Origin of the sequence: Brevundimonas bullata (assembly GCF_014207965.1) — a bacterium.
In the GTDB taxonomy this organism is placed as follows: Bacteria; Pseudomonadota; Alphaproteobacteria; order Caulobacterales; family Caulobacteraceae; genus Brevundimonas; species Brevundimonas bullata_A.
Window position 1 is genome coordinate 231,155 of record NZ_JACHLM010000002.1, and the last position, 21,219, is coordinate 252,373.

Consider the following 21,219-nt stretch of genomic DNA (forward strand, 5'->3'; position numbering starts at 1 on the left):
GGTTCGGCTTGGTGGGGCTGTTCTTCGATCTGGCCTTCGTGTCCGCCGTCGCCCACGACCGCCGTTCTGGTCCAGACCGGGGTCAGAAGGGGTAGCAAGCAAGCGCAGGGTCTAGGCGACCACCTTTTCCACGAAGCTGTCGATAACCTTCTTCTCGCCGGCCTTTTCAAAGGCGACGACCAGCTTGTTGCCCTCGACCGCGCGGACGGCGCCATAGCCGAACTTCTGGTGGAAGACGCGGTCGCCGCGGGACCAGTCGCTGCCGGCCTTGGGGACGGCGGTGGCGATCAAGCGGCCGTCGCCTTCGATGATGGCCTTGCGGGCGGGCGTAGAGGCGGAACGCGCCGGCTGGCCTGAGGTGAAGCTCTGGGCGCGTTTCCAGCCGGGGCTGGAGTAACCGCTGCCGAAGGAAGGGGCGTCGTCCCAGCGGCTCTTGGCCTCCTTCATGCCGGTCGAGGCGCCGTAGTAGCCGGTGTCCGACTGGGGCTCGACGTGGGCGAGGGGCAGTTCGTCGACGAAGCGGCTGGGCAGTTGCGAGGTCCAGCGACCATAGACCAGTCGGTTGGCGGCGAAGCTGATGCGAGCGTCGCGCTTGGCGCGGGTGACGCCGACGTAGGCGAGGCGGCGTTCCTCCTCCAGGCCCTTCACGCCCTTCTCGTCGATGCTGCGCTGGCTGGGGAAGACGCCTTCCTCCCAGCCCGGCAGGAAGACCAGCGGGAACTCCAGCCCCTTGGCGCCGTGCAGGGTCATGATCTGCACCGAACCCGTCTCGGAATCCTGACCGGCGTTACGTTCCAGGTCCATGACCAGGGAGACGTGCTCCAGATAGGCCTGCAGCGTCTCGAACGCCTGCATGGCCTGGGTCAGTTCCTTGAGGTTGTCCAGACGCGTCTGGCCGCTGGTGCGGTCGGCCTTCTGCATGGCGGTGTAGCCGCTCTCGTCCAGCAGGGTCTCGGTCACCTCCCAGTGCGGCATGTCAGCGGCCAGCAGGCGCCAGCGGTCGAGGTCGCGCACGAAGTTGGCCAGGGGCGTGCGGGTGCGGGCCTGAAGCTCGTCCGTGGTCAGCAGGTGGCGGACCGCCTGCATGGCCGAGACGCCGTTTTCACGGGCGATGTGCAGGATCTTCTGGACGCTGGTCTCGCCGATGCCGCGCTTGGGCACGTTGACGATGCGCTCGAAGGCCAGATCGTCGTCCTCGGACTGGATCAGGCGCAGATAGGCGTGGGCGTCGCGGATCTCGGCGCGCTCGAAGAAGCGGGGGCCGCCGATGACCTGATAGGGGATGGCCAGCATCAGGAAGCGCTCTTCGAACGCCCGCATCTGGAAGGAGGCGCGGACCAGGACGGCCATGTCCTTGTACTTCATGCCCTGCTTGCGGGCGGTCTCGATCTCGTCGGCGATCAGGCGGGCCTCGGCCTCGCCGTCCCAGACGCCGCGCACGCGCACCTTGTCGCCGCTGTCGTCCTCGGTCCACAGGGTCTTGCCCAGACGATCCTTATTGGTGGCGATCAGGGCCGAGGCGGCGCCGAGGATATGCTTGGTCGAGCGGTAGTTGCGCTCCAGCTTGACGATCTTGGCGCCGGGGAAGTCGCGTTCGAAGCGCAGGATGTTGTCCACCTCGGCCCCGCGCCAGCCGTAGATCGACTGATCGTCGTCGCCGACGCAGCAGACGTTGCCGGTCGAGGAGGTCAGGAGACGCAGCCACAGATACTGGGCGACGTTGGTGTCCTGATACTCGTCCACTAGGATGTAGCGGAAGCGATTGCGATATTCCGCCGCAAGATCAGCGTGTTGCGAAAGAATGGTGAGGTTGTGCAGCAGGAGGTCGCCGAAATCGCAGGCGTTCAGCGTGGCCAGCCGCTTCTGATAGGCGGCGTAGAGGGCGTGGCCCTTGCCGTTGGCGAAGTCCTCGCCCGGCGGCAGCTTCTCGGGCGTCCAGCCGCGGTTCTTCCAGTGGTCGATCAGGTGGGCCAGCGACTTGGGCGTGTGCTTCTTGGTGTCGATGTTGGCGGCTTCGAGCAGCTGTTTCAGCAGCCGTTCCTGATCGTCGGTGTCCAGGATGGTGAAGCTGGACTTCAGCCCCACCAGTTCGGCGTGACGGCGCAGGATCTGGGCCGCGACCGAGTGGAAGGTGCCGAGCCAGCGCAGGCCCTCGGCCGAGGGGCCGATCAGGTGGGTGATCCGCTCGCGCATCTCGCGCGCGGCCTTGTTGGTGAAGGTGACGACCAGCAGTTCCCAGGGCTTGGCCCGACCCGTCGCCAGGATATGCGCCAGACGGGTGGTCAGGACGCGGGTCTTGCCGGTGCCGGCGCCGGCGAGGACCAGAACCGGCCCCTCGGTCGTTTCGACCGCCAGCCTCTGTTCGGGGTTCAGACCGGACAGGTAGTCGGCCGCGCCTTGCGGCGACTGGCCGCGCGCGAGGTCGGAAATGCGGGGAGAGGGCAGGTCGGTCACAGGATAAGCGGCTCACGCAGGGCGGATTCGGAGGAGAACATAAGCAGCACAGAGGCCAAAGTCAGGCCCCGATTGAAAATGGCCGAAGGGAACCGCCAAGCCTGACCCTCGTTCTCACGACCTCAAGGGAAGCAATGGAAGGGAAAGCCAATGGCCGAGAGTTCAAGCGGAGGCGGAAACGCCGGACTGGCGTTCATCGTCGGCGGCCTGGTGGTCGTGGTGGCGGTGCTGGCCTGGTTTCTGTTCGGCCGAGGCGTGGCGCCGGAGACCAAGAACATCGACGTGGACGTGAAGCTGCCCGAGGTGTCGGCTCCGGCCGTACCGAGCAGTCAGTGAGGAGATGCTGAATGACGGATCCTAATATACCGCCGCCTGAACGCGTCGTGCATCAGACGACGATCAACACCGCCGCACCGGAACGAAAGGGAGGCGGCGGCATGCTGGCCTTCGTCGTCGGGGGGCTGATCGTCGCCGTCGCCGTGATCGGCTGGTTCCTCTATTCCGGCGGGCGTGCTCCCGCCGTGCCGGAGGCGCCGGAGGTCAATCTGGACATCAATGTTCCTGCGCCCAAACTGCCGGATACGCCGCGTCTGCCGGATGTGCCGCGCCCGGCCGAACCGCCGACCGTGACCACGCCTGCGGCTGAGCCGCAGGGCTGACGCCGTGAAGCCCGCCGTGCCCGCAAGGGTCGGCGGGTTTTTGCTTGTCGGGACATCGGGGTCTGGCGGCTATTTCAGCCGGTAGCTGATGGTGGTGACGACCCGCACTTTCTTGTTCAGCGAGGTGGCTTCGTCGCCGAAACCGTCGCGGGGCAGGATTTCGAAAGAACCCTGACCGGCCGACTTAATCGGCCCCAAAGGCGCGCCTGAATCCTTGGCGAACTGGACGGCGCCGGTGCGGGCGGCGGCGGTGGCTTCGGCGATCATGGCGGGGCGGACGTCGTTGAGCTTGGTGAAGATGTAGGACGGCCCCTGGAAGTCCTGCAGCACCACGCCCTGACGCACCAGATCGTTCAGATTGCGGGTGGTGGTCTGGACCCGATCCACGTCGTTGGTGCGCACGATGACGGTCTGGGTCAGAATGAAGCGGGGCCCGCCGGTCTGGCTGGCGTATTCGCGAGAGCGGGTGTCGGCGACGCCGAGCTGGCCCAGATCGACCGAGGCGTCTGGATAGCCCTGAGCCTTGAGGAACTGACGCACGATGGTCAGGTCGCCGTCGATGCGGGCCTGAACGTCTGAGAGGACATCGCCCGAGGCGGTAAAACGGATCGGCAGGACGGCGAGGTCGGCCTTCACGTCCTTTTCCGCCAGGCCGCGCACGGTGACGGACCGGTCGCCGGCGCGGGCGTTGACCACGCCCTGGCCGATCAGGGCGCCGGCGCCGATCAGGCCGACGGCCAGCAGACCGCCGATGACGGCGGCGGGGATCAGGCGGCTGTCGGTGGTCATGTCTCGGTTCCTGCAAAGCTGTGGTCGCCGCCGGCCCATTGCAGGGCCAGGACGCGGCAGGCCGAGGCGAGGGGGCGACGGCCGCGCCAGGCGTCGATACGGATCAACAGGGCAGCGCGGCCGAGGTTCAGTTCAGCCCCGATGGCGTCCAGCACGGCCCAGAACTCCGGCTCCAGCGCCACCGAGGTGGCGTGGCCGGACAGGAGGACGGAACGCTTGGCGAGGCTGCTCACGGTTTAGCGGACGCCGACCATCATGATGTCGGCCTTGTTCGGCGCGCCGTTGGTCAGGACCGAATGGCGGGTGTCGGTGGTGAAGCGCAGGGCGCCGGCCGGGTCGCGGATCTCGGCGCGAACAGCATAGGTGTGGCGCGGGTCAATCCGGGCGTTCGGCACCGACAGGGTGACGGCGTAGGGCGGGCCGCGGCCATCCAGCGGCTGAGTGGTTTCGGCCATGACGCGGGCGGGGGCGTCCATCAGGCTGACGTCCTCGACCTTGACGGTCAGGACGTGGCCCGGCGTCAGCATGATGCGCTCGCGATAGGCGGCGGTGACCTCGACCTGGGTCGAGGCGGCCTCGTCGCCAGGCATGCTGGAGCAGGCGGCGACCACGAGGGCGAGCGGGGCGATCAGCGGAAGGAAGCGCATGACGGGGTGTCCTTTGAGGGGGATAGCTTAGCAGAACGCCCAATGAAGACATAAGGCTGCAAGATCATGGCGGCGCCGTTTGAAAACCGGTGATAACGGAGGTTCCGGTTTCGTTTCCGTTGAGTCGCCTTGAGGCCCCGTCCGTGACCCAGTCTGCTAAAAGCCCTCTGTCTCCGGCCGCTCTGGCGATCGGGGGGATCGGCGTCTGCGCCCTGATCTGGGGCACGACCTGGTACGCCATCACCTTCCAGCTGGGCGCGGTCGATGCCGTGGTGTCGGTGGTGATGCGCTTCGCCATCGCGGCGGCGGTGCTGGCCCTGGTGGTCAAGGCGACCGGCGGCAAGCTGTCCATGACCCGGCCGCAGCATCTGGCGGCCATGGGGCAGGGGCTGTTCGCCTTCGCGATCAGCTACGCCTTTGTCTATGCGGCGGAAGAGAAGATCGCCTCGGCCGTGGTGGCGGTGATCTTCGCCGCCCTGGCCTTCCTCAACCTGATACTGTTCCGCGTGGCTTCGAAGCAGAAGGCGGCGCCGGCGGCCTGGCTGGGCGCGGGCATGGGCGTGATCGGCGTGGCGGTCCTATCGGGCGGCGAGGTCATGGGGGCAGGGCTGGGACTGCACGCGGTCGAGGGCGTGACCTTCGCCGTCATCGCCGTCGTGGCCTCCGCCTTCGGCAACTGGTTCGCCTGGAAAGGGCAGCAGGCGGGCGCGCAGGTCTTGCCCGGCACGGCCTGGGCCATGGCCTACGGCACGGGAGCGCTGGCGCTCTATGGCCTGGCGACCGGGGTGTCTTGGTCGGTGGCGTGGAGCCCGGCCTATGTGATCTCCCTGCTGTACCTGTCCCTGTTCGGCTCGGTGATCGCGTTTGGCCTCTATTTCACCATCGCCCGGGCGAGGGGGTTCGCCCTGGCCAGCTATGTTTCGGCCCTGACGCCGCCGATCGCCATGCTGGTGTCGGTGCTGTTCGAGGGGGCGACGTTTGGCCTGATCGCCTTTGTCGGGCTGGCGCTTGTGCTGGCGGGGCAGTTGTTCCTGATCCGCGCGCCGAAGCGGTCGGCGGCCTAGCGCTCCGGCTCGTCCCGCTTGTGGCCGTCCAGGCGGGCGGCGTCGCGGTCGCGCTCTTTCTGCGTGGTCAGGCGTTCCGCCTTGGTGCGACCGAAGGTCAGGCGGTTGGCGTCGGCGGCGCGTTTGGCCTCGGCCTTGTCGCGGGCCTTGCGCGCCTTGTTCAGGTTGACGATCTCGCCCATCAGACGTGGCCCTCGGGGCTGTCCTTGGCCCAGGCGCGCTTGAGGGCCGGGCGACCGCCGATGCGCTGAGCGTAGGAGTCATAGGGCTCGCCCGGCGGCATGGCGGCGCGGAACCACTGCAGCAGGCTGCCGTACAGGATGTCGAGCGCCGAGAACTCGCCCAGGATATAGCCTCCATCCTTGATGGCCGCGCGCCAGCGCTGATCCAGCGCCGCGTAGCCGGCCTTCCTCAGGTCGTTCCAGCTGTCGGGCGGGCCCGAGGTCAGGACGCTTTCCAGCACATTGTTGTAGAGGCCCAGCCACGACAGGTACTCGGCCCGGCGCGGATCATCGGGGCGGGGCGCCATCTTCGCCGCGGGGAAGCGGTCGGTCAGGAACAGGAAGATCAGCACCGACTCGATCAGCAACTGACCGTCGACGCTGACCGAGGGGGCCTGCTTCAGCGGGTGGGGGTTGGTCGGATCGGCGTGACCCTGGCCGCCCTGTCGCTCGATCTCGACGTAGTGGATGTCATAGTCAGCGCCCAATTCCTCCAACAGCCAGAGCAGGCGGGTGGAGCGGGATTGAGGGGCGTGATGGATGATCAGCGACATCGTGAACTCCCTGGAGGGTCATTGTGATGAACCCGAAAGCGGCGTGCCTCGTTTCACCATCTCCCGCAATCAGCAATGGAGACAACCATGGTAAGCGCCTCGATGATCAAGGAACATCTCGAAGTCGTGGGGTCCGACGGCGGGCACGTCGGCCGGGTGGACCATGTGATGGGCGATCAGATCGAGCTGGCCAAGATGGATCTCGGCTCCGGCCTGAAGCACCACATGATCCCGGTCAGCTGGGTCGATCACGTCGATGAACACGTCCATCTGAACCTGACGAAGGACGAAGCCAAGGCGCGCTGGGTCGTGAAGCACTAAGCCGCCTTACCGCGAATTCACCCGGGCCCCGCTGTCACAGGCGGGGCCTTTCGCCATATCAGGGACGTCGCGCAGGTTTGCGTGTGGAGGGACGACCTTGATCCGACTGATCCTGAACCTGCTGTGGTTTGTCCTGGGCGGCTTTGTTTCGGGCCTGGCCTGGCTGGTCGGCGGGTTGTTGCTGGCCCTGACGGTGGTGGGGCTGCCGTGGGCGTTCTCAGCGTGGCGGATCGCCAGCTATTCCTTCTGGCCGTTCGGGCGCGAGATCGCCTGGCGTGAGCCTAATCCGGCCGATCTGGGTGTCGGCTGTCTGGGCGTCGGGTTGAACGTGATCTGGCTGGTGCTGGCCGGCTGGTATATCGCCCTGGCCCATATCCTGATCGCCGTGCCGCAGTTCGTCAGCCTGATCGGCATCCCGTTTGCGCTGAAGAACGTCGAGCTGGCCAAGCTGTCGCTGGCGCCGGTGGGGCGGACGATCCGGGACAGGCGCTAGGTCAGAAGCCGGTGAATACGCGGTCCAACGCGCGGCGAATGGCGTCCTCATGGGCTTGCAGACTGGCTACGGGCGATTTGAGCCGATGAACCGAAATATTCGCGAGCTCGCTGACGACGAGGACCACCGTTTGCCCCGCAACCTCAAGTTCGAACGAGAAGGCGCCGAGACGTTCGGTGGTCTCGCCACGGTGCAGGGGCGCAATAACGACCGTGTCGATCTGGCTCAGGTAGTGCGACTGCAAGACCGCGATAAACGGCGTTCGGCCCTGGGAGGCAGCGCTAGGGTTAGCGAAGACGTCGAACTGGCGGATCACCAAGTGCGGAATTCTTCGCCGAAGCAGCCGTCGCGGGCGATACGATCATTATAGGCCCGGATGGCTTCGGCATTGTCGTCGGCCCAGCGTTTCGCCCGGGCTTCGGCCCCGGCAGGGTCGATCTTTTGCAAGTGCAGGCGCAGGGCGCGCTCATCCATGCCGGTGATGGACACGCCGAGCTGTCGCGCCTGTTCGATCAACTCGGGATCGACGCCGATATTCAGTTCGACCTTGCCCATCCGCGGAGCCTACCTTGAAAAGGCAGGCTCCGCCAGATTGGGTCAATCTCAGCCCGGCGAGATCATCTTCTCGGGGCGGACGGCTTCGTCGAACTCGGCGTCGGTCAGGTAGCCGCCGCCGACGGTTTCCTGACGCAGGGTGGTGCCGTTCTTGTGGGCGGTCTTGGCGATCTTGGCGCAGGTGTCGTAGCCGAGGCGGCCGTTCAGGGCCGTGACCAGCATCAGCGAGTTGTTGAGGCCGCGCGCGATGTTGTCTTCGCGGGCTTCGATGCCGACGACGCAGTTGTCGGTGAAGCTGATGGCCGCGTCGGCGACCAGACGGACCGACTGCAGGAAGTTGTAGGCCATGACCGGGTTGTAGACGTTCAACTCGAAGTGGCCTTGCGAGCCGGCGAACGACAGGGCGGCGTTGTTGCCGAACACCTGGGCGCAGACCTGGGTCAGGGCTTCGCACTGGGTCGGGTTGACCTTGCCCGGCATGATCGAGGAGCCGGGCTCGTTTTCCGGCAGGGCCAGTTCGCCCAGACCCGAACGCGGGCCGGAGCCGAGGAAGCGGATGTCGTTGGCGATCTTGAACAGCGAGGCGGCGACCGTGTTGATCGCGCCGTGGCTGAAGACCATGGCGTCGTGGGCGGCCAGGGCCTCGAACTTGTTCGGGGCGGTGGTGAAGGGCAGGCCGGTGATGGCGGCGATGTTCTCTGCGACCTTCTCGGCAAAGCCGACCGGGGCGTTCAGGCCGGTGCCGACGGCGGTGCCGCCCTGGGCCAGTTCCATCAGCTTGGGCAGGGTCTGCTCAATGCGCTCGATACCGTTGGCGACCTGTTGCGCATAGCCGCCGAACTCCTGACCGAGGGTCAGGGGCGTGGCGTCCTGGGTGTGGGTGCGGCCGATCTTGATGATGTGGGCCCAGGCCTTGGACTTGGCGTCCAGGGCGGCGTGCAGGTGCTTCAACGCGGGCAACAGGTCGTTGACCACCTGCTCGGCGCAGGCGACGTGCATGGCCGTCGGATAGGTGTCGTTCGACGACTGGCTCATGTTGACGTGGTCGTTGGGGTGGACCGGCTTCTTGGAGCCCATCTCGCCGCCCAGCATCTCGATGGCGCGGTTCGAGATCACTTCGTTGGCGTTCATGTTCGACTGGGTGCCCGAACCCGTCTGCCAGACGACCAGCGGGAAGTGGTCGTTCAGCTTGCCTTCGATCACTTCATTGGCGGCGGCGATGATGGCCTCGGCCAGCTTGGCGTCCAGCTTGCCCAGGTCGCGGTTGGTCTCGGCGGCGGCGCGCTTGACGATGCCCAGGGCGCGGACGACGGGCAGGGGCATCTTTTCCCACCCGATCTTGAAGTTGCCGAGCGAGCGCTGGGCTTGCGCGCCCCAGTAGCGGTCCGAGGCGACCTCGATGGGGCCGAAGGTGTCGGTTTCTGTGCGGAAGCTGGTCATCGCAGGCTCGTTCTCAGACGTGGCGGGAAGATGCCGGGCGGTGTAGCACGCAGACACGGCGGGGCAAGGCGGCCCGACCATTGGCTATAAGAACGAGGCGCGCGTGGAAGGCTGGATCGGCACAGGCAAGGTGCGCGGACGCGAAGTCGGCGACGTGGTCGAGATCACCATCGACGGCCTGACCACCCAGGCCAAATACTACAAGCCGCTGGCCTATGAGTTCTTCCGCAAGGAATGGGCGTCGCGCCCGTCCTGGGGCGACTACGTCGTCGAGATCCGCATGGAACACGTCGGCGACGCGCCGTGGATGGACCTCGATAACCTGGCCAAGGCCCTGCTGGACGCCATCAAGGGCTATCTGTTCCACGACGACAGCCAGGTCGCGCGCCTGCTGGTCGAGCGAAACGAGGGCGAGCGCGAGCGGATCACGATCCGGGTGTTTCCGAGGCGGTAGAGGTGCGTCCGTATCTTGTGATGGACAGACCCGAATTTTATGGTCTTGGTTGAGCGCAAACTCCGAAAAGGCAGAGACGCAAATGTTGGCCTCGATCGCTTTAGTCGCTGCGCTCCAGATTGCCGAACCGACCGCGTCGGCAGTGCTGCAGGATCTTGATCTTACGTCATTTCCAAACTCGACAGGACCTTCGCGTCTGCCGGGTCGCAAGCATCCACGGGAATGGAACTTTCTCCATTCCGCGACTGATAAGGATTGGACGTTTCTGACGCGCCGAGAGGACGGTCGAGATGACTGGACTATCGGTCTTCGGATCATTCGTCGAAGCCCCGAGGGAATCGTCGGGTGCTTTTACGACAGGGCGCAGAACGGCGGCTCCTATAGGGCCGCGTCGGCTATTCGTATCGTCGCCACTGTCGATGGCTATCGTGCTGCCGAACAAGGTCTGAACGAACCGACTTGTCCGCCCATATCAGGGCAGGGGTAGGCAGGGCCCTACCGCGCAATTCCACCGTTGGCAGTCGCGGTGGTAGGCGGGGCGAGACCCACGCCACCGCCTGAACGCCTTACTTCTTCCGGAACTGGTCCAGCGAAACCACCTTGGGGCCGTCGTCGTCGCCGGAGGGGGGCGGGGCGGCGTTCGGGTCGCGTGCCGGGGGCGTCAGGGGGGCGATCTCGGCCTCGACGATTTCCGGCTCTTCGAACTGCAGCAGGAACTGGACGCTGGGGTCGTAGAAGCGGGTCACGGCGGAATAGGGCATGGCCAGGACCTTGGGCATGCCGCCGAACTTCAGCATGATCGAGAAGCGGTCGTGCTGGACGTCGAGGTCCCAATATTGGTGCTGGAGGACGATGGTCATTTCGTCGGGGTATTTGGCCAGGACGTCCGGCGGCACCGAGACGCCGGGCGCCCGCGTCTTGAACGTGATGTAGAAATGGTGCGCGCCGGGGATGCCGGCAGGCTCAGCCGCGCGTTCCAGCGCAGAGCGGATCACGCCGCGCAGGGCGTCCTGGGCGAGCTGCTCATAGAACATCTCGTCGACCGGGGGAGATTGATCCGTCATCGGGAGCCTCAAAACTGGGTACGCGCGACTGTTACCCGCGACAGGCGAGCGACGGAAGATGCGGATTTGAGGAAAGTGGAGGGCTTCTGTTGGCAGGCGCCCTCCGGGCCCCGCCTGAGGAACTGATCCCTCAGGACTTAAGTGTTCGAAATCTACCGAACCGCATTACGCGGCGAGGCGGACTTCTCCAGCGAAGTTATCGTTCGCAGTTATAAAATGGCCCGATACGGTGGGCCAAGACGGGCAAAAGCATCTTCTTTACACGTCCGTCGATGCTAGTCGGCCCCGCACTTCCCGCCGATAACGCGGAGGAAGAGATTGGTGGAGCCGCCGGGAATCGCACCCGGGTCCGGTCCGCTTATTACAAGCGCGTTTATTGCCATAGCCCGGGCGAACCCGAGCAGGATCAATATAGGCCCTGATCCCGCGCGTTCCAAGGGCGCAGCGCCGTCTGCGTCGATTTTCCAGTGGGATAGTTGTTGCGGTCCTATCCTGCTCGGGCGCGAACCAGCCAGCAGGCGGCGGTGAAGCGGGCGACACCATCAATCATGAAGGGCTCGAAAGCCTGATTGACCGCTTGCATCACGGTGGTCCTGGTCGCCTCATCAAGGTCGGGCAACATCTGGCCGACGCGCCCCATCCGGCCGGCGTAGGTGGTGAGATCGTCCGGCGACAGGGTGCAGGGCACGTCGAGCGGCTGAATGTCGATGTCGCTCCATTCCGGCTTCAGAATGTCGCGTATGCGTTGGGCGTCGGCGAAGGCGAACTGGCCTGGGGCGGCGGGTTCGCGCGGCGCCAGTGCGGGCAGGTAGGGGTCTGAAGCCTGCTCGGCCGCGACCATGAAGGGATTTTCCGCCATGCCGCGCCAGGCGATGAAGGTCAGGTCGCCCCCGTCACGAGCGGCCCGCCGAAGATTGGCGAAGGCCGCCGTCGGGTCGTCGAAGAACATGACGCCGAAGCGCGAGATGACCGCGTCGAAGCTGTGCGGCGCGAACGCATGGTCTTGCGCGTCGCCGGCGATGAAATGGGCGTTGGTCAGGCCCTCGGTCTCGGCGCGACGGCGGGCGGCGGTGATCAGGGGCCCCGAGATATCCAGTCCGGTGCATCGCCCCTCGGGCGCCAGTCGTCGGGCGGCGGCCAGGGTCGTCGCGCCTGCACCGCAGCCGATATCGAGGATGCTACGGGCGCCGCTGGCTGCGACGGCTTCCGACAGAAGGCGTTCAAACGGCAGGAACAGGCGGTCCAGCAGTTGCTGCTGCTCGACCCAGACCTCGCCGCCGCGTGAATTCCAAAGGGCCGACTGCGCCTGATTAGGCTGGGTGTGGGGCTGGGTCATGGCGGCGTCCTTGTATCTGGCCTTTGTCCGCGCGACGGTACGACTTCAAGTCAACTTGAGGTCAAGCGTGAAGTTCCTGGATATAGGCGAGGTGGTTCAGCGGTCGGGACTGCCGGCCTCGACGCTGAGATTCTATGAGGAAAAGGGGCTGATCGCCTCGGTCGGGCGGCGTGGCTTGAGGCGGTTGTTCGATGTTGAGGCGCTGGATCGGCTGTCGCTGATCGCCCTGGGGCGTTCAGCGGGTTTCTCGCTGGACGAGATCGGCGACATGCTGGGCCTCGACGGTCCGCCGCGGATTGATCGGGCGCGGCTGGCGGACAAGGCGGATGAGCTGGATCAGACGATCCGGCGGCTGACCGCCCTGCGCAACGCCCTTCGACACGCGGCGGAATGCCCGACGCCCAGCCATATGGAGTGTCCGACGTTCAATCGTCTTCGGCAGGCGGCGGTGGCGCGCGGTCGTGAGGCTAGGCCCCCGGCGAAACGCGCGCCCAGTTCGAGGTCTGGTTCCTGAACCAGGTCAGTTGGCGCTTGGCGTAGTGGCGGGTGGACAGGCGGATAGCGGCGACGGCCTGGTCCAGGGTTGTGGCGCCGGTCAGATGGGCGGCCAGTTCGGGGACGCCGACGGCCTTCATGGCGGGGAGGGTCGGGTCGAGGTTGCGGGCCAGCAGGGCGCGGACTTCGTCCAGGGCGCCGTTGTCGATCATCTGGCTGACCCGGGCGTCGCAGGCGGCGTAGAGGCGGTCACGCGAGGGCTCGACCACCAGGGCGTCATAGGAACCCTGCGCCAGCAGGGGCCGGGTGTCAGCCTTCCAGTCACTGAGCGAGCGGCCGGTGGACTGAGCCACGGCGAGGGCGCGGATCAGGCGCTGGCGGTCGCCGGGGGTGATGGCGGCGGCTGCGACGGGATCGACCTCGGCCAGGCGGCGGCGGAAGGCGGCCTCGCCCTCGGCGTCATAGTCGGTCTGGACGGCGTCGCGTACGGCATCCGGCACGGCGGGAATGTCGGCCAGACCGCGCGTCAGGGCGTTGAAATAGAGGCCGGTGCCGCCGACCAGCAGGGCCGGGCGATCTTGCGCCGCCAGTTCCTCCAGCAGCGGCATGACGGCGCGGGTCCAGCGACCGACCGACCAGGATTCGGCGGCGTCGGCCACGCCATAAAGACGGTGTTCGGCGCGGGCTTCGTCCTCGACAGAGGGGCGGGCGGTGAGGATGCGCAGGTCGGTGTAGAGCTGCTGGCTGTCGGCGTTGATGATGACGGCGCCGGGCTTCTCGGCCATGTCCAGCGCCAGACGCGACTTGCCCGAGGCTGTGGGGCCGGCGATCAGGGTGAGGCGGGGCGTTTTGGTCAAAGGAACAGGCTCGCGAACAGGACCAGAGGGCGATAGAACGCCCGCGACCGGCCCGGCAAGGGCCAAGGAGCAGAGCCTTGATCGACCGCACCGCCGTAATCGCCGCCCTCGACGCCGTTGTGGACCCGAAATCGGGACAGGGGCTGGTCGCCGCCGGTCTGGTTCAGGGGCTGACGGTGGCCGAGGACCGAGCCGGCTTCGTCATGGAGGTTCCGGCAGGCGAGACGGCCATCTACGCCCCCGTGCGCGACGCGGCCGAGGCGGCGCTGAAATCAATTCCGGGCATGGCGCGGGTGTCCGTGGTGCTGACCGCCGAGACGGCGCCCGCCGCCGCGCCGCGCCGCACGGCGGGCCTGTCGAAGGCCGCGACCGATCAGGGGCGGGCCAAGGCGCCGGTTGCGACCGAGCGTCCAGCCCATGTGAAGCGGGTTCTGGCCGTGGCCAGCGGCAAGGGCGGGGTCGGCAAGTCGACGGTGGCGGTCAATCTGGCGGCGGCGCTGGCGGCTCGCGGCCTGTCGGTCGGGATTCTGGACGCGGACGTCTATGGCCCGTCGCTGCCGACCATGCTGGGGCTGTCGGGGCAGCCGGATTATGTGGACGGGGCCATTGTGCCCCATGTCGCCCATGGGCTGAAGGCGATGTCGGTCGGCCTGTTGACCAAGGCTGACGACGCCATGATCTGGCGCGGGCCGATGGCGTCGCAGGCCATCACCCAGATGCTGACCCAGACGCGCTGGGGCACGGAAGACGCGCCGCTGGACGTGCTGGTGGTCGACCTGCCGCCGGGCACCGGCGACGTGCAGCTGACCCTGATCCAGAAGACGCCGCTGGACGGGGCGGTCATCGTCTCGACACCGCAGGAGGTGGCGCTGGCCGATGCGCGGCGGGCGCACACCCTGTTCCAGCGCGTCAACGTGCCGACGCTGGGCCTGATCGAGAACATGAGCGGAGACGTGTTCGGGCGCGGCGGCGCCGAGGCCGAAGCTGCCCGGCTGGGCGTGGCCTTCCTCGGCGACCTGCCCTTGGACGCGGCTCTGCGTCAGGCGGGCGACGCGGGCCGGCCGCTGGTTTCGGCCGAACCCGACGGCGATGTCGCGCAGCGCTTCGCGGCGGTGGCGGCGCGGGTGGCGGCGAGCCTAGGTCTCTAGGCCGGCTCGACCACAACGGCGGTGCCATAGGCCAGGACCTCGGTCACGCCCGGCATGATCTCGTTGGCGTCGTAGCGCATGGCCAGGATGGCGTTGGCGCCCATGTCGCGCGCATGGGCGACCAGTTCGTCATAGGCTTCCTGACGCGCGGCCTCGGCCAGTTTGACATAGGCCCCGACGCGGCCGCCGATCATCGACTGCACCCCGCCGATGGCGTCCGAGATGACGTTGCGCGAGCGCACGGTGACGCCGCGCACCATGCCGATATGGCGGACGATGCGGTGGCCGGGCAGGTCGTTGGTGGTGGCGACGAGCATGGTCGTGTCTCCGGTTCAGCGGCGGTCGAGGATGCGGAAGGTGAAGGCGTGGTCGTCCTTCTCGCCCGCCGTATGGGGCTCGGACGCGACCTCGATGAAGGCGCTCTCGTCAAAGGTCGGGAAGTGGGCGTCGCCCTCGGGCTCGGCCTCGACCTCGGTGATGTAGAGGCGTTGGGCGCGGGGCAGGGCCATTTCGAACAAGGCGGTGCCGCCGATGATGCAGACCTCGTCCACGCCGTCCTCTTCCGCCGTCTCGCGCGCGATGGAAAGGGCCTCGCCCAGGTTGGAACAGACCAGCGCGCCCTTGGACATGCCTTCTGTCTCATAGGAGCCGTCCTTGGTCAGGACGATGTTCAGCCGACCGGGCAGGGGCTTGAGCGGCAGGCTTTCCCAGGTCTTGCGGCCCATGATGCAGGGCTTGCCGACGGTGACGGCCTTGAAGCGTTGCAGGTCTGACCGCAGCCGCCAGGGCAGGTCGCCTTTGTTGCCAATGACGCCGTTACGGGCGCGGGCGACGACGAGGGCGATCTTGGGAATAGACACTGGGCAGGCTCCGAAAGACGGGGGCGGATGAACACCGCCCCCTAATCGGACTTAGGCCTCTGGCTCCAACAGTTTCAAGCGGAAGAAGAGCGCGCCGATCACCGCGCCGATCGCCGGAGCCAGGAAGAAGACCCAGACCTGGCTCAGGGCCTGACCGCCGACTAGCAAGGCCGGGCCGAAGCTTCGGGCCGGATTGACCGAGACGCCTGTCACCTGGATGCCGACGATGTGGATGACGGCCAGGGTGATGCCGATGGCGACGCCGGCGAAGGCGCCGTGTCCCTTGGCCCCTGTCACGCCCAGGATGGCGATGATGAAGATGGCGGTGGCCACGATCTCGAAGATCAGCGCGGCGTGCAGGCCGTATCCCCCGGGCGACCCGGCGTCGAAGCCGTTCTGACCCAGGCTGGCGAAGCCGGTCTTGGCGATCAGGCCGAGAATGGCGGCGCCGACGATGGCCCCGATGAACTGGGCCGCCCAGTAAATGAGCATATCCTTGGCGCTCATCCGTCCGGCGACGAAGACGCCCAGGCTGACCGCAGGATTGACGTGGCAGCCCGACACCGGCCCGATGCCATAGGCCATGGCGATGATGGCGAAGCCGAAGGCCAGGGCGATGCCCAACTGCCCCACATGATCAAACCCGCCCAGCACGGCGGCGCCGCACCCGAACAGCACCAGCACCATCGTCCCGACCAGTTCGGCCGCAAACTTCCTCAACATGACAACCCTCCCGTTTCATGCGCCCGCATCGACGCGGATCAGGGGAGGGTGCGCCGAGTCTCTGGTGCTCGCCAGACGGCGTTACGGGAGTTTACGCTTCGGCCTTGAGCGCTTCAGGCTCCAGCCACTTCAGCCATTTGCGCTGCATGGCGGTTTCAATGTCGATCCCGGCGCGCTCGCAGTAGATGAGCAGCATCCCCAGGACATCGGCGGCTTCGTCGGCCAGGGCTTCGGCGTCGGGCTTGCCGCGCGCGCGACCCGAAAGGTTCAGGTGCTCCTTGGTCAGTTCGCCCAGTTCTTCCTGCAGCTTGAGCAGAGCCCAGTCGCGGTCGCGGTCGATGGAATGCTCGCGCGCATAGATGTCGGAGATGCGGAGGACGTCCGCCTTGAGGTCAGCGATCTTCATGGAGGTCAGACCGCGACGGCGGCCTTGATGTGCGGCCAGGGCGTGTAGTCGCTCAGCACGAAGTCCGACAGCTCATAGGCGAACAGGTCGGACTTGGGCGCGACGGTCAGGGTCGGCAGGGGCAGGGGCGCGCGGGTCAGTTGCAGCTCGGCCTGCTCCAGATGGTTCAGATACAGGTGGGCGTCGCCGAACGTGTGGACGAAGTCGCCGGGCTCCAGTCCCAGAACCTGGGCCAGCATCAAGGTCAGCAGGGCGTAGGAGGCGATGTTGAAGGGCACGCCGAGGAAGACGTCGGCGCTGCGTTGATAAAGCTGGCAGCTGAGCTTTCCGTCCGCGACGAAGAACTGGAACAGGCAGTGGCAGGGCGGCAGGGCCATGTCATCGACGTCGGCCGGGTTCCAGGCGCTGACGATGTGGCGGCGGCTGTTGGGGTTGGTCTTGAGACCGTGGATCAGCTTCTGAATCTGGTCGATGCTCTGGCCGTTTGGGGCGGCCCAGGAGCGCCACTGCTTGCCATAGACGGGGCCGAGGTCGCCGTTGACGTCCGCCCATTCGTCCCAGATGCCGACGCCGTTGTCCTTGAGCCAGCCGATATTGGTCTCGCCGCGAAGGAACCACAGCAGCTCGATGAAGATCGAGCGCGTGTGCAGCTTCTTGGTGGTCAGAAGCGGAAAGCCCTTGGACAGGTCAAAGCGGATCTGGCGACCGAAGACGCCGAGCGTGCCTGTGCCGGTGCGGTCGTCTCGACGAACGCCGTTGTCGAGAATGTCGCGCAGCAGGTTGAGATACTGCCACTCGGGGTGATCAGCCGGGGCCGCCCCGCTGCGGGTTTCCAGATCGGCGAGGGCGAGAGCGGCGGTCATGGGGAGGGAGGATGCCTCTGATTCGTGTCGCTGGGCAGACGTCCGATTCGCTTGCTCACAGAAAAGTCGGGTTCCTTATCCCCGCTCATCCCGGCGGACGCCGGGATCCAGTAAGAGCCACTGCACACTGAGCCGAAATAACCTGGATGCAGCCAAAGGACTGGATCCCGGCGTCCGCCGGGATGAGCGGTTGTGAGAGGGCAACAGAAAAGCGCCCGCCGATTGGGTCGGCGGGCGCTCTTCCATTTAGTCGGTTCGGCCAGGATCAGCGACCGGGCGCGAGACGCTCGTTCAGCACCCAGCCCAGGTTGTCGTTGTCGTCGAGCACCTCCCACCAGACGCCGTCGCGATTTCCGGTCGGATAGAGGCGCAGGCCCGCGGGCAGGGCGCGCACGACCGAGCCGCCGTTGGGTCGCGAGCGCAGGGTGGCGGCCTGCTGGACCGTATAGGTCTGGACCGGCGCTTCCTGAGCCGGCGAGCCGCCTTCCAGTCCGCCCATCTGCATGACCATGTCGGTGTAGGCCTGAATGAAGGCCTGCGACACGATGCGGCCGATCTCGGTGTTCTCGTAGCTGCCGCCGCCGAGAGCGCCCGCGCCGAAGCCGCCGGCGCCCAGACCCCAGCTCATGTCGCTCTTGGAGGCGTAGCCCTCGGTCACGGCGGCGGTTTCCGAGGTGCGGACATTGGTCAGGGACAGGACCGTGTTGGCCTCCATCCGGCGTGTGCGCAGACCGCCGACGATGGCGCCGGCGCGTCCGCCGATGGCGGCGCCGGCCAAGCCGGCCAGGGCGCTGCCGCCCGAGTTGGCGTTCTGGCTGGCGATCTCGCCGACCAGGACAAAGTCCGCCGCCCGCACCTGGCCGCCGCCGACATTGGAGCCGCGTTGCAGGTCGCCGCCGGAGGCCAGTTCACGCTCGCGCTGCGCGACGCTCATGCCCATGCCGCGGTCCACCAGGGTGAAGCAGCCCGAACGCTGGATCACCACGCGCAGCAGGCTTTGCGGCGGCGAAAGCTGCAGCTCACGCCAGTAGTCGGACTGGCCGTCGGCCAGGGTGACCGTGCCCAGGCTGCGGGCGCAACGCGGGATCTGCGCCATCTGTGCGTCCTGGGTGCGTTGGGCGCCGCTGCGACGCGCCTGGGCTTCAGAGGCGGTCGGCAGGACGGAGGCGGCCATGAGCACGGCCAGGGCAGGGGCCATCATGCGGATATTCAAGGGAAAACTCCTGGGAGATCAGGCGCTGCCGCTCTCATGCGAGAGGGCAGGACGGTGTTCAGTGCTTGGTGCTTGGTGCTTGGTGTTCAGTCTTCGGTCGACAGGCGGTCGCGCTGCAGCCAGCCGACGTTGTCGTCTGCGTCCAGAACCTCGACCCAGTCGCCATCCTGATTGCCCGTCGGGAAGACGGTGTCCTCGGCGGCCATGGTGCGAACGACATCGCCGTCTGGCGCGCTGCGCAGGACCGACGCCCTGGCCAGGGTGTAGCGCGTGACGGCGGGACGCGCGGAGCCGCGCTGTTCCTGACGTTCGCGGGCCGGGCGGGCGGTCTTGGCTTCTTGCGCCGCCGCCTCGGCGCGGAGCGCTTCGCGATTGGCGAGGGTGACTTCCGGGACGGTCGAGCCGGTGCCGCCCAGGCTGGTCACGAGGTCGGCGTAGCCGCGCACGAAGGCCAGGGCCAGGGTCTTGCCCTCGTCCTCAGTCTCATAGCCGGCGCCGACACGGCCGCCGAAATGATTGTCGCGGATGCGCAGGCGGCGCCAGTCGTCCTTGTTGGCGACGGCGCGGGTGTAGCCCACCGTCTCGGCCAGGGGCACGCTGGACAGGGAAAAGACGACCTGGGCGTCTTCCTTGCCCTTGGCGATGTCCTTCTTCAGGTCCTTGATGGAATCGACCGTGCGACTGCTTAGCGCCTGATCCAGCTGATTCCCGGCGAGATTGGCGCCCGAGGACAGCATCTGGGCCATGCCGGCGCCCATGTCGGCTCCTTGGCCCTGGGTGACCGCCGCAACCCCGGCTTGCAGCAGCAAGCGCCCGCCGCTGGACGCCAGCGACCCCAGCAGTCCGCGGCGGCTGTCGCCGCTGTCCGCCTCGATCGGGTTGGCCAGTTCGGCGACCAGGACGAAATCAGCGGTGCGGATGCGCCCGGCGGCGCCCAGACCGCGCTCGCGCTCAACCACGTCCATGCCCGGACCGCGTTCGATCAAGGTGAAGCAGCCCGACTCGCGGACCAGATAGCGCAGCAGCTCGGACGGCGCGCCCACGCCCAACTGATTGAACAGAGCGCCCTGGGTGTCGGCGATCGTCACCGTGCCCAGGTTCTGCGTGCAACGCGGCGTCTCGTTGATGACCGACACAGCTGAATCATTGCCGCGGCGGCCGAAGATCTGCGCTTCGGCCGGTGTCGTCAGCATGAGGCTTAAGGCGGCCACAGCGGTCAGGCCGCGTGCAAAATGAGGCATAATTCAAGCTTATGGTTGTTTAAAAAAGCCTCGTTTCTCTAGCTTCACCATATGCAAAGCGCAACTACAGCGGGCGACGGATCAGCCTGCAAAGCCACCGGATTCCAGGAAGAGCGCTTCTTCCGTCGTGGTTTCGCGCCCGAGACTGGCGTTTCGGTGCGGGTATCGTCCGAAGCGGGCGATGATGTCGCGATGGATAACGGCGAACTTATAGGTGTCGGGGCTCTCGGTCTCGTCCAGCAGGGCCAGAAGCGCGTCCTGATCAGCCAGTAATTCCGAATGCATCAGGGGCATCAGGATGAAGGGGCGCAGGTCGTCGGCCACGCGGCGGTCGTCGCCCCGCGCAATCGCCGCCTTGGCGAACATCAGGGCCAAGGCGTCGGTGGCGAACATATGGGCGGTGTCGCGGAAGGCGTTTCGCGGCAGTTGGTCGAGCAGGAGGATCAGGGCCAGAGCGCCTTCGGGCGTCTCAGCCCAGGCGTCCAGTTCGCGGCGCGCGGCGGCGAAGTGGGTTTCACGGCACAGTTCGGTGAAGGCGGTGTCGAAGGCGGGATCCTTGGCGAACCATTTCTCAGGTCCGGCTTCGATCCAGAAGGCGACGATTTCGGCAGGGGAAAGCAGCGTGGTCATGCTGCGCAGCTTAGCGCGCACACGGGCGAATGCACCTGCCCCGCGAGGGGGAAATCATCTGAGGATGTAAGGAAAAATGGTCGGAGTGAGAGGATTCGAACCTCCGACCCCTGCGTCCCGAACGCAGTGCTCTACCAGACTGAGCCACACTCCGACATTTCTTCTCGACGCAGGCCGGAGGCCGTCTTTGCGTCGAGGAGGGGGCTTATAGCCACCAGTTCCGGACCTCGCAAGCGGGGAATTTGCGGTTTTTAAAAAGTCGCCGCTCGATGAAAATTCTTTTGTTTTCAGGTGTTGCATCCCAGAAAAGCTTGGCGTATTTCACCGCTCCTCGCCGCAACGAACTGCGGCGGCGCACTGGTCCTGCTGGGGAATGGTGTAATGGTAACACTACGGTTTTTGGTACCGTCATTCTAGGTTCGAGTCCTAGTTCCCCAGCCACCGATGCATAAGGGCATGAGCGATTTAGTCGCCGCCTCCCTCGGTTATTATGTTTTACAGGTGCTCTTCTTGGTTGGGCCTCGCGGCATCTCGCGCCCATGCCCAGTGAGTTCGAACAACCAAGATAATATCTGGCGACTTCTTTTCATCCGCTTCGGTTCCCATTGAGGATGGTCTAGGGCACGGAGCGGCGGGCGCTTGTCTTTCGAACTAGACGTCGGAGCTTGATCCAGCGGCTCCGCCCGACTCGGCAGTGGCCATTGACGCTGGGATCGAGGCTACCGTCTCATC

28 protein-coding genes, 2 tRNA genes and 1 other RNA gene are annotated in these 21,219 nt (G+C 66.3%); 9 read left to right on the forward strand and 22 right to left on the reverse strand.

The genetic code is table 11. The features are described from left to right. Positions 1-111: 111 nt before the first annotated feature. Entirely contained in the window at positions 112-2,454 is a 2,343-nt protein-coding gene (locus HNP51_RS05550; protein ID WP_184267993.1) for a UvrD-helicase domain-containing protein, read from the reverse strand. A 150-nt stretch (positions 2,455-2,604) separates the two neighbouring features. On the opposite strand from HNP51_RS05550, the gene HNP51_RS05555 reads away from it, so the two are divergent. Together HNP51_RS05555 and HNP51_RS05560 are read left to right on the forward strand one after the other, a co-directional pair. Next, entirely contained in the window at positions 2,605-2,790 is a 186-nt protein-coding gene (locus HNP51_RS05555) for a hypothetical protein (RefSeq protein ID WP_184267995.1), read from the forward strand. 11 nt (positions 2,791-2,801) lie between these two features. Next, positions 2,802-3,113 carry a hypothetical protein gene (locus HNP51_RS05560; RefSeq protein ID WP_260398345.1) on the forward strand — a complete coding sequence of 104 codons (312 nt, stop codon included), beginning with the start codon at positions 2,802-2,804 and terminating at the stop codon, positions 3,111-3,113. A 69-nt stretch (positions 3,114-3,182) separates the two neighbouring features. Here the strand turns inward: HNP51_RS05560 and HNP51_RS05565 are convergent, their stop codons facing one another. Genes HNP51_RS05565 through HNP51_RS05575 form a run of 3 tightly spaced genes read right to left on the reverse strand, consistent with a single transcriptional unit; the run spans position 3,183 to position 4,549 of the window. Beyond that, positions 3,183-3,902 (reverse strand): SIMPL domain-containing protein, encoded by a 720-nt coding sequence (locus HNP51_RS05565; RefSeq protein WP_184267997.1) that lies wholly within the window; start codon positions 3,900-3,902, stop codon positions 3,183-3,185. Further along, entirely contained in the window at positions 3,899-4,135 is a 237-nt protein-coding gene (locus HNP51_RS05570) for a ribbon-helix-helix domain-containing protein (protein WP_114816994.1), read from the reverse strand. Before HNP51_RS05570 ends, HNP51_RS05565 begins: the two co-directional genes overlap by 4 nt. 3 nt (positions 4,136-4,138) lie before the next feature. Next, positions 4,139-4,549, reverse strand: a complete 411-nt coding sequence (locus HNP51_RS05575) for a YbaY family lipoprotein (protein WP_184267999.1) — start codon at positions 4,547-4,549, stop codon at positions 4,139-4,141. Between the two features lie 143 nt (positions 4,550-4,692). Here HNP51_RS05575 and HNP51_RS05580 point away from each other — a divergent pair, with 143 nt between their 5' ends. Continuing rightward, positions 4,693-5,613 carry an EamA family transporter gene (locus HNP51_RS05580; protein ID WP_311769905.1) on the forward strand — a complete coding sequence of 307 codons (921 nt, stop codon included), beginning with the start codon at positions 4,693-4,695 and terminating at the stop codon, positions 5,611-5,613. Here the strand turns inward: HNP51_RS05580 and HNP51_RS05585 are convergent. Then, entirely contained in the window at positions 5,610-5,795 is a 186-nt protein-coding gene (locus HNP51_RS05585; RefSeq protein ID WP_184268001.1) for a DUF4169 family protein, read from the reverse strand. The genes HNP51_RS05580 and HNP51_RS05585 overlap by 4 nt on opposite strands. After that, a complete protein-coding gene (locus tag HNP51_RS05590) occupies positions 5,795-6,388 on the reverse strand; it encodes a glutathione S-transferase family protein (RefSeq protein ID WP_184268003.1) in 594 nt (197 codons plus the stop codon). The genes HNP51_RS05585 and HNP51_RS05590 overlap by 1 nt, the downstream gene beginning before the upstream one ends. A gap of 87 nt (positions 6,389-6,475) precedes the next feature. Between HNP51_RS05590 and HNP51_RS05595 the strand changes: the two genes are divergently transcribed. Both HNP51_RS05595 and HNP51_RS05600 read left to right on the forward strand, forming a co-directional pair. Further along, positions 6,476-6,709, forward strand: a complete 234-nt coding sequence (locus HNP51_RS05595) for a DUF2171 domain-containing protein (protein WP_184268004.1) — start codon at positions 6,476-6,478, stop codon at positions 6,707-6,709. A gap of 97 nt (positions 6,710-6,806) precedes the next feature. Continuing rightward, positions 6,807-7,202, forward strand: a complete 396-nt coding sequence (locus HNP51_RS05600) for a YccF domain-containing protein (protein WP_184268006.1) — start codon at positions 6,807-6,809, stop codon at positions 7,200-7,202. 1 nt (position 7,203) lies between these two features. Here the strand turns inward: HNP51_RS05600 and HNP51_RS05605 are convergent, their stop codons facing one another. The 3 genes from HNP51_RS05605 to fumC are packed head-to-tail and all read right to left on the reverse strand — an operon-like array spanning position 7,204 to position 9,197. Continuing rightward, a complete protein-coding gene (locus HNP51_RS05605) occupies positions 7,204-7,518 on the reverse strand; it encodes a CcdB family protein (RefSeq protein ID WP_311769918.1) in 315 nt (104 codons plus the stop codon). Next, positions 7,515-7,757 (reverse strand): type II toxin-antitoxin system CcdA family antitoxin, encoded by a 243-nt coding sequence (locus HNP51_RS05610; RefSeq protein WP_184268010.1) that lies wholly within the window; start codon positions 7,755-7,757, stop codon positions 7,515-7,517. The genes HNP51_RS05605 and HNP51_RS05610 overlap by 4 nt, the downstream gene beginning before the upstream one ends. Before the next feature lie 48 nt (positions 7,758-7,805). Further along, positions 7,806-9,197, reverse strand: a complete 1,392-nt coding sequence (gene fumC / locus HNP51_RS05615; RefSeq protein ID WP_184268013.1) for a class II fumarate hydratase — start codon at positions 9,195-9,197, stop codon at positions 7,806-7,808. 103 nt (positions 9,198-9,300) lie between these two features. Here fumC and HNP51_RS05620 point away from each other — a divergent pair, with 103 nt between their 5' ends. Next, entirely contained in the window at positions 9,301-9,651 is a 351-nt protein-coding gene (locus HNP51_RS05620) for a RusA family crossover junction endodeoxyribonuclease (protein WP_184268015.1), read from the forward strand. Positions 9,652-10,217: 566 nt separating this feature from the next. Here HNP51_RS05620 and HNP51_RS05625 read toward each other — a convergent pair. From HNP51_RS05625 to HNP51_RS05635, 3 genes are all read right to left on the reverse strand, one after another. Beyond that, positions 10,218-10,715, reverse strand: coding sequence for an SspB family protein (locus HNP51_RS05625; RefSeq protein WP_184268017.1), 498 nt, complete (start codon positions 10,713-10,715; stop codon positions 10,218-10,220). A gap of 74 nt (positions 10,716-10,789) precedes the next feature. Further along, positions 10,790-11,156, reverse strand: a transfer-messenger RNA (tmRNA) gene (ssrA, locus tag HNP51_RS05630). A gap of 46 nt (positions 11,157-11,202) precedes the next feature. Next, on the reverse strand, positions 11,203-12,051 hold the full coding sequence (locus HNP51_RS05635; protein WP_184268019.1) for a class I SAM-dependent methyltransferase: 849 nt from the start codon (positions 12,049-12,051) through the stop codon (positions 11,203-11,205). A gap of 67 nt (positions 12,052-12,118) precedes the next feature. Between HNP51_RS05635 and HNP51_RS05640 the strand changes: the two genes are divergently transcribed. Then, a complete protein-coding gene (locus HNP51_RS05640) occupies positions 12,119-12,565 on the forward strand; it encodes a helix-turn-helix domain-containing protein (protein WP_184268021.1) in 447 nt (148 codons plus the stop codon). Here the strand turns inward: HNP51_RS05640 and miaA are convergent. Then, positions 12,519-13,403, reverse strand: a complete 885-nt coding sequence (miaA, locus tag HNP51_RS05645; protein WP_184268023.1) for a tRNA (adenosine(37)-N6)-dimethylallyltransferase MiaA — start codon at positions 13,401-13,403, stop codon at positions 12,519-12,521. The two genes, HNP51_RS05640 and miaA, sit on opposite strands and share 47 nt — an antisense overlap. Positions 13,404-13,480: 77 nt before the next feature. Between miaA and HNP51_RS05650 the strand changes: the two genes are divergently transcribed. Then, positions 13,481-14,551: an Mrp/NBP35 family ATP-binding protein gene (locus HNP51_RS05650; protein WP_184268025.1), complete on the forward strand. Its 1,071-nt coding sequence runs from the start codon at positions 13,481-13,483 to the stop codon at positions 14,549-14,551. Here HNP51_RS05650 and HNP51_RS05655 read toward each other — a convergent pair. From HNP51_RS05655 to HNP51_RS05695, 9 genes are all read right to left on the reverse strand, one after another. Then, the gene (locus HNP51_RS05655; RefSeq protein WP_184268028.1) at positions 14,548-14,868 is read right to left on the reverse strand and encodes a YbjQ family protein; all 321 of its coding nucleotides are present in this window, start codon (positions 14,866-14,868) and stop codon (positions 14,548-14,550) included. The two genes, HNP51_RS05650 and HNP51_RS05655, sit on opposite strands and share 4 nt — an antisense overlap. A gap of 15 nt (positions 14,869-14,883) precedes the next feature. After that, positions 14,884-15,411, reverse strand: a complete 528-nt coding sequence (locus tag HNP51_RS05660) for a dihydrofolate reductase (protein WP_184268030.1) — start codon at positions 15,409-15,411, stop codon at positions 14,884-14,886. 51 nt (positions 15,412-15,462) lie between these two features. After that, a complete protein-coding gene (locus HNP51_RS05665; RefSeq protein ID WP_184268032.1) occupies positions 15,463-16,134 on the reverse strand; it encodes an aquaporin in 672 nt (223 codons plus the stop codon). A 91-nt stretch (positions 16,135-16,225) separates the two neighbouring features. Further along, on the reverse strand, positions 16,226-16,540 hold the full coding sequence (locus HNP51_RS05670; protein WP_184268034.1) for a phosphoribosyl-ATP pyrophosphohydrolase: 315 nt from the start codon (positions 16,538-16,540) through the stop codon (positions 16,226-16,228). A 5-nt stretch (positions 16,541-16,545) separates the two neighbouring features. Then, positions 16,546-17,403, reverse strand: coding sequence for a thymidylate synthase (locus HNP51_RS05675; RefSeq protein ID WP_184268036.1), 858 nt, complete (start codon positions 17,401-17,403; stop codon positions 16,546-16,548). Between the two features lie 265 nt (positions 17,404-17,668). Then, positions 17,669-18,616 (reverse strand): SH3 domain-containing protein, encoded by a 948-nt coding sequence (locus HNP51_RS05680; protein WP_311769906.1) that lies wholly within the window; start codon positions 18,614-18,616, stop codon positions 17,669-17,671. 86 nt (positions 18,617-18,702) lie between these two features. Further along, positions 18,703-19,857 carry an SH3 domain-containing protein gene (locus HNP51_RS05685; protein WP_184268038.1) on the reverse strand — a complete coding sequence of 385 codons (1,155 nt, stop codon included), beginning with the start codon at positions 19,855-19,857 and terminating at the stop codon, positions 18,703-18,705. An 81-nt stretch (positions 19,858-19,938) separates the two neighbouring features. After that, positions 19,939-20,487 carry a DUF924 family protein gene (locus HNP51_RS05690; protein ID WP_184268039.1) on the reverse strand — a complete coding sequence of 183 codons (549 nt, stop codon included), beginning with the start codon at positions 20,485-20,487 and terminating at the stop codon, positions 19,939-19,941. Between the two features lie 77 nt (positions 20,488-20,564). Continuing rightward, positions 20,565-20,641: transfer RNA gene (locus HNP51_RS05695), tRNA-Pro, on the reverse strand. Between the two features lie 213 nt (positions 20,642-20,854). Between HNP51_RS05695 and HNP51_RS05700 the strand changes: the two genes are divergently transcribed. After that, positions 20,855-20,928 (forward strand) — tRNA-Gln (locus HNP51_RS05700). Positions 20,929-21,219 lie beyond the last annotated feature (291 nt).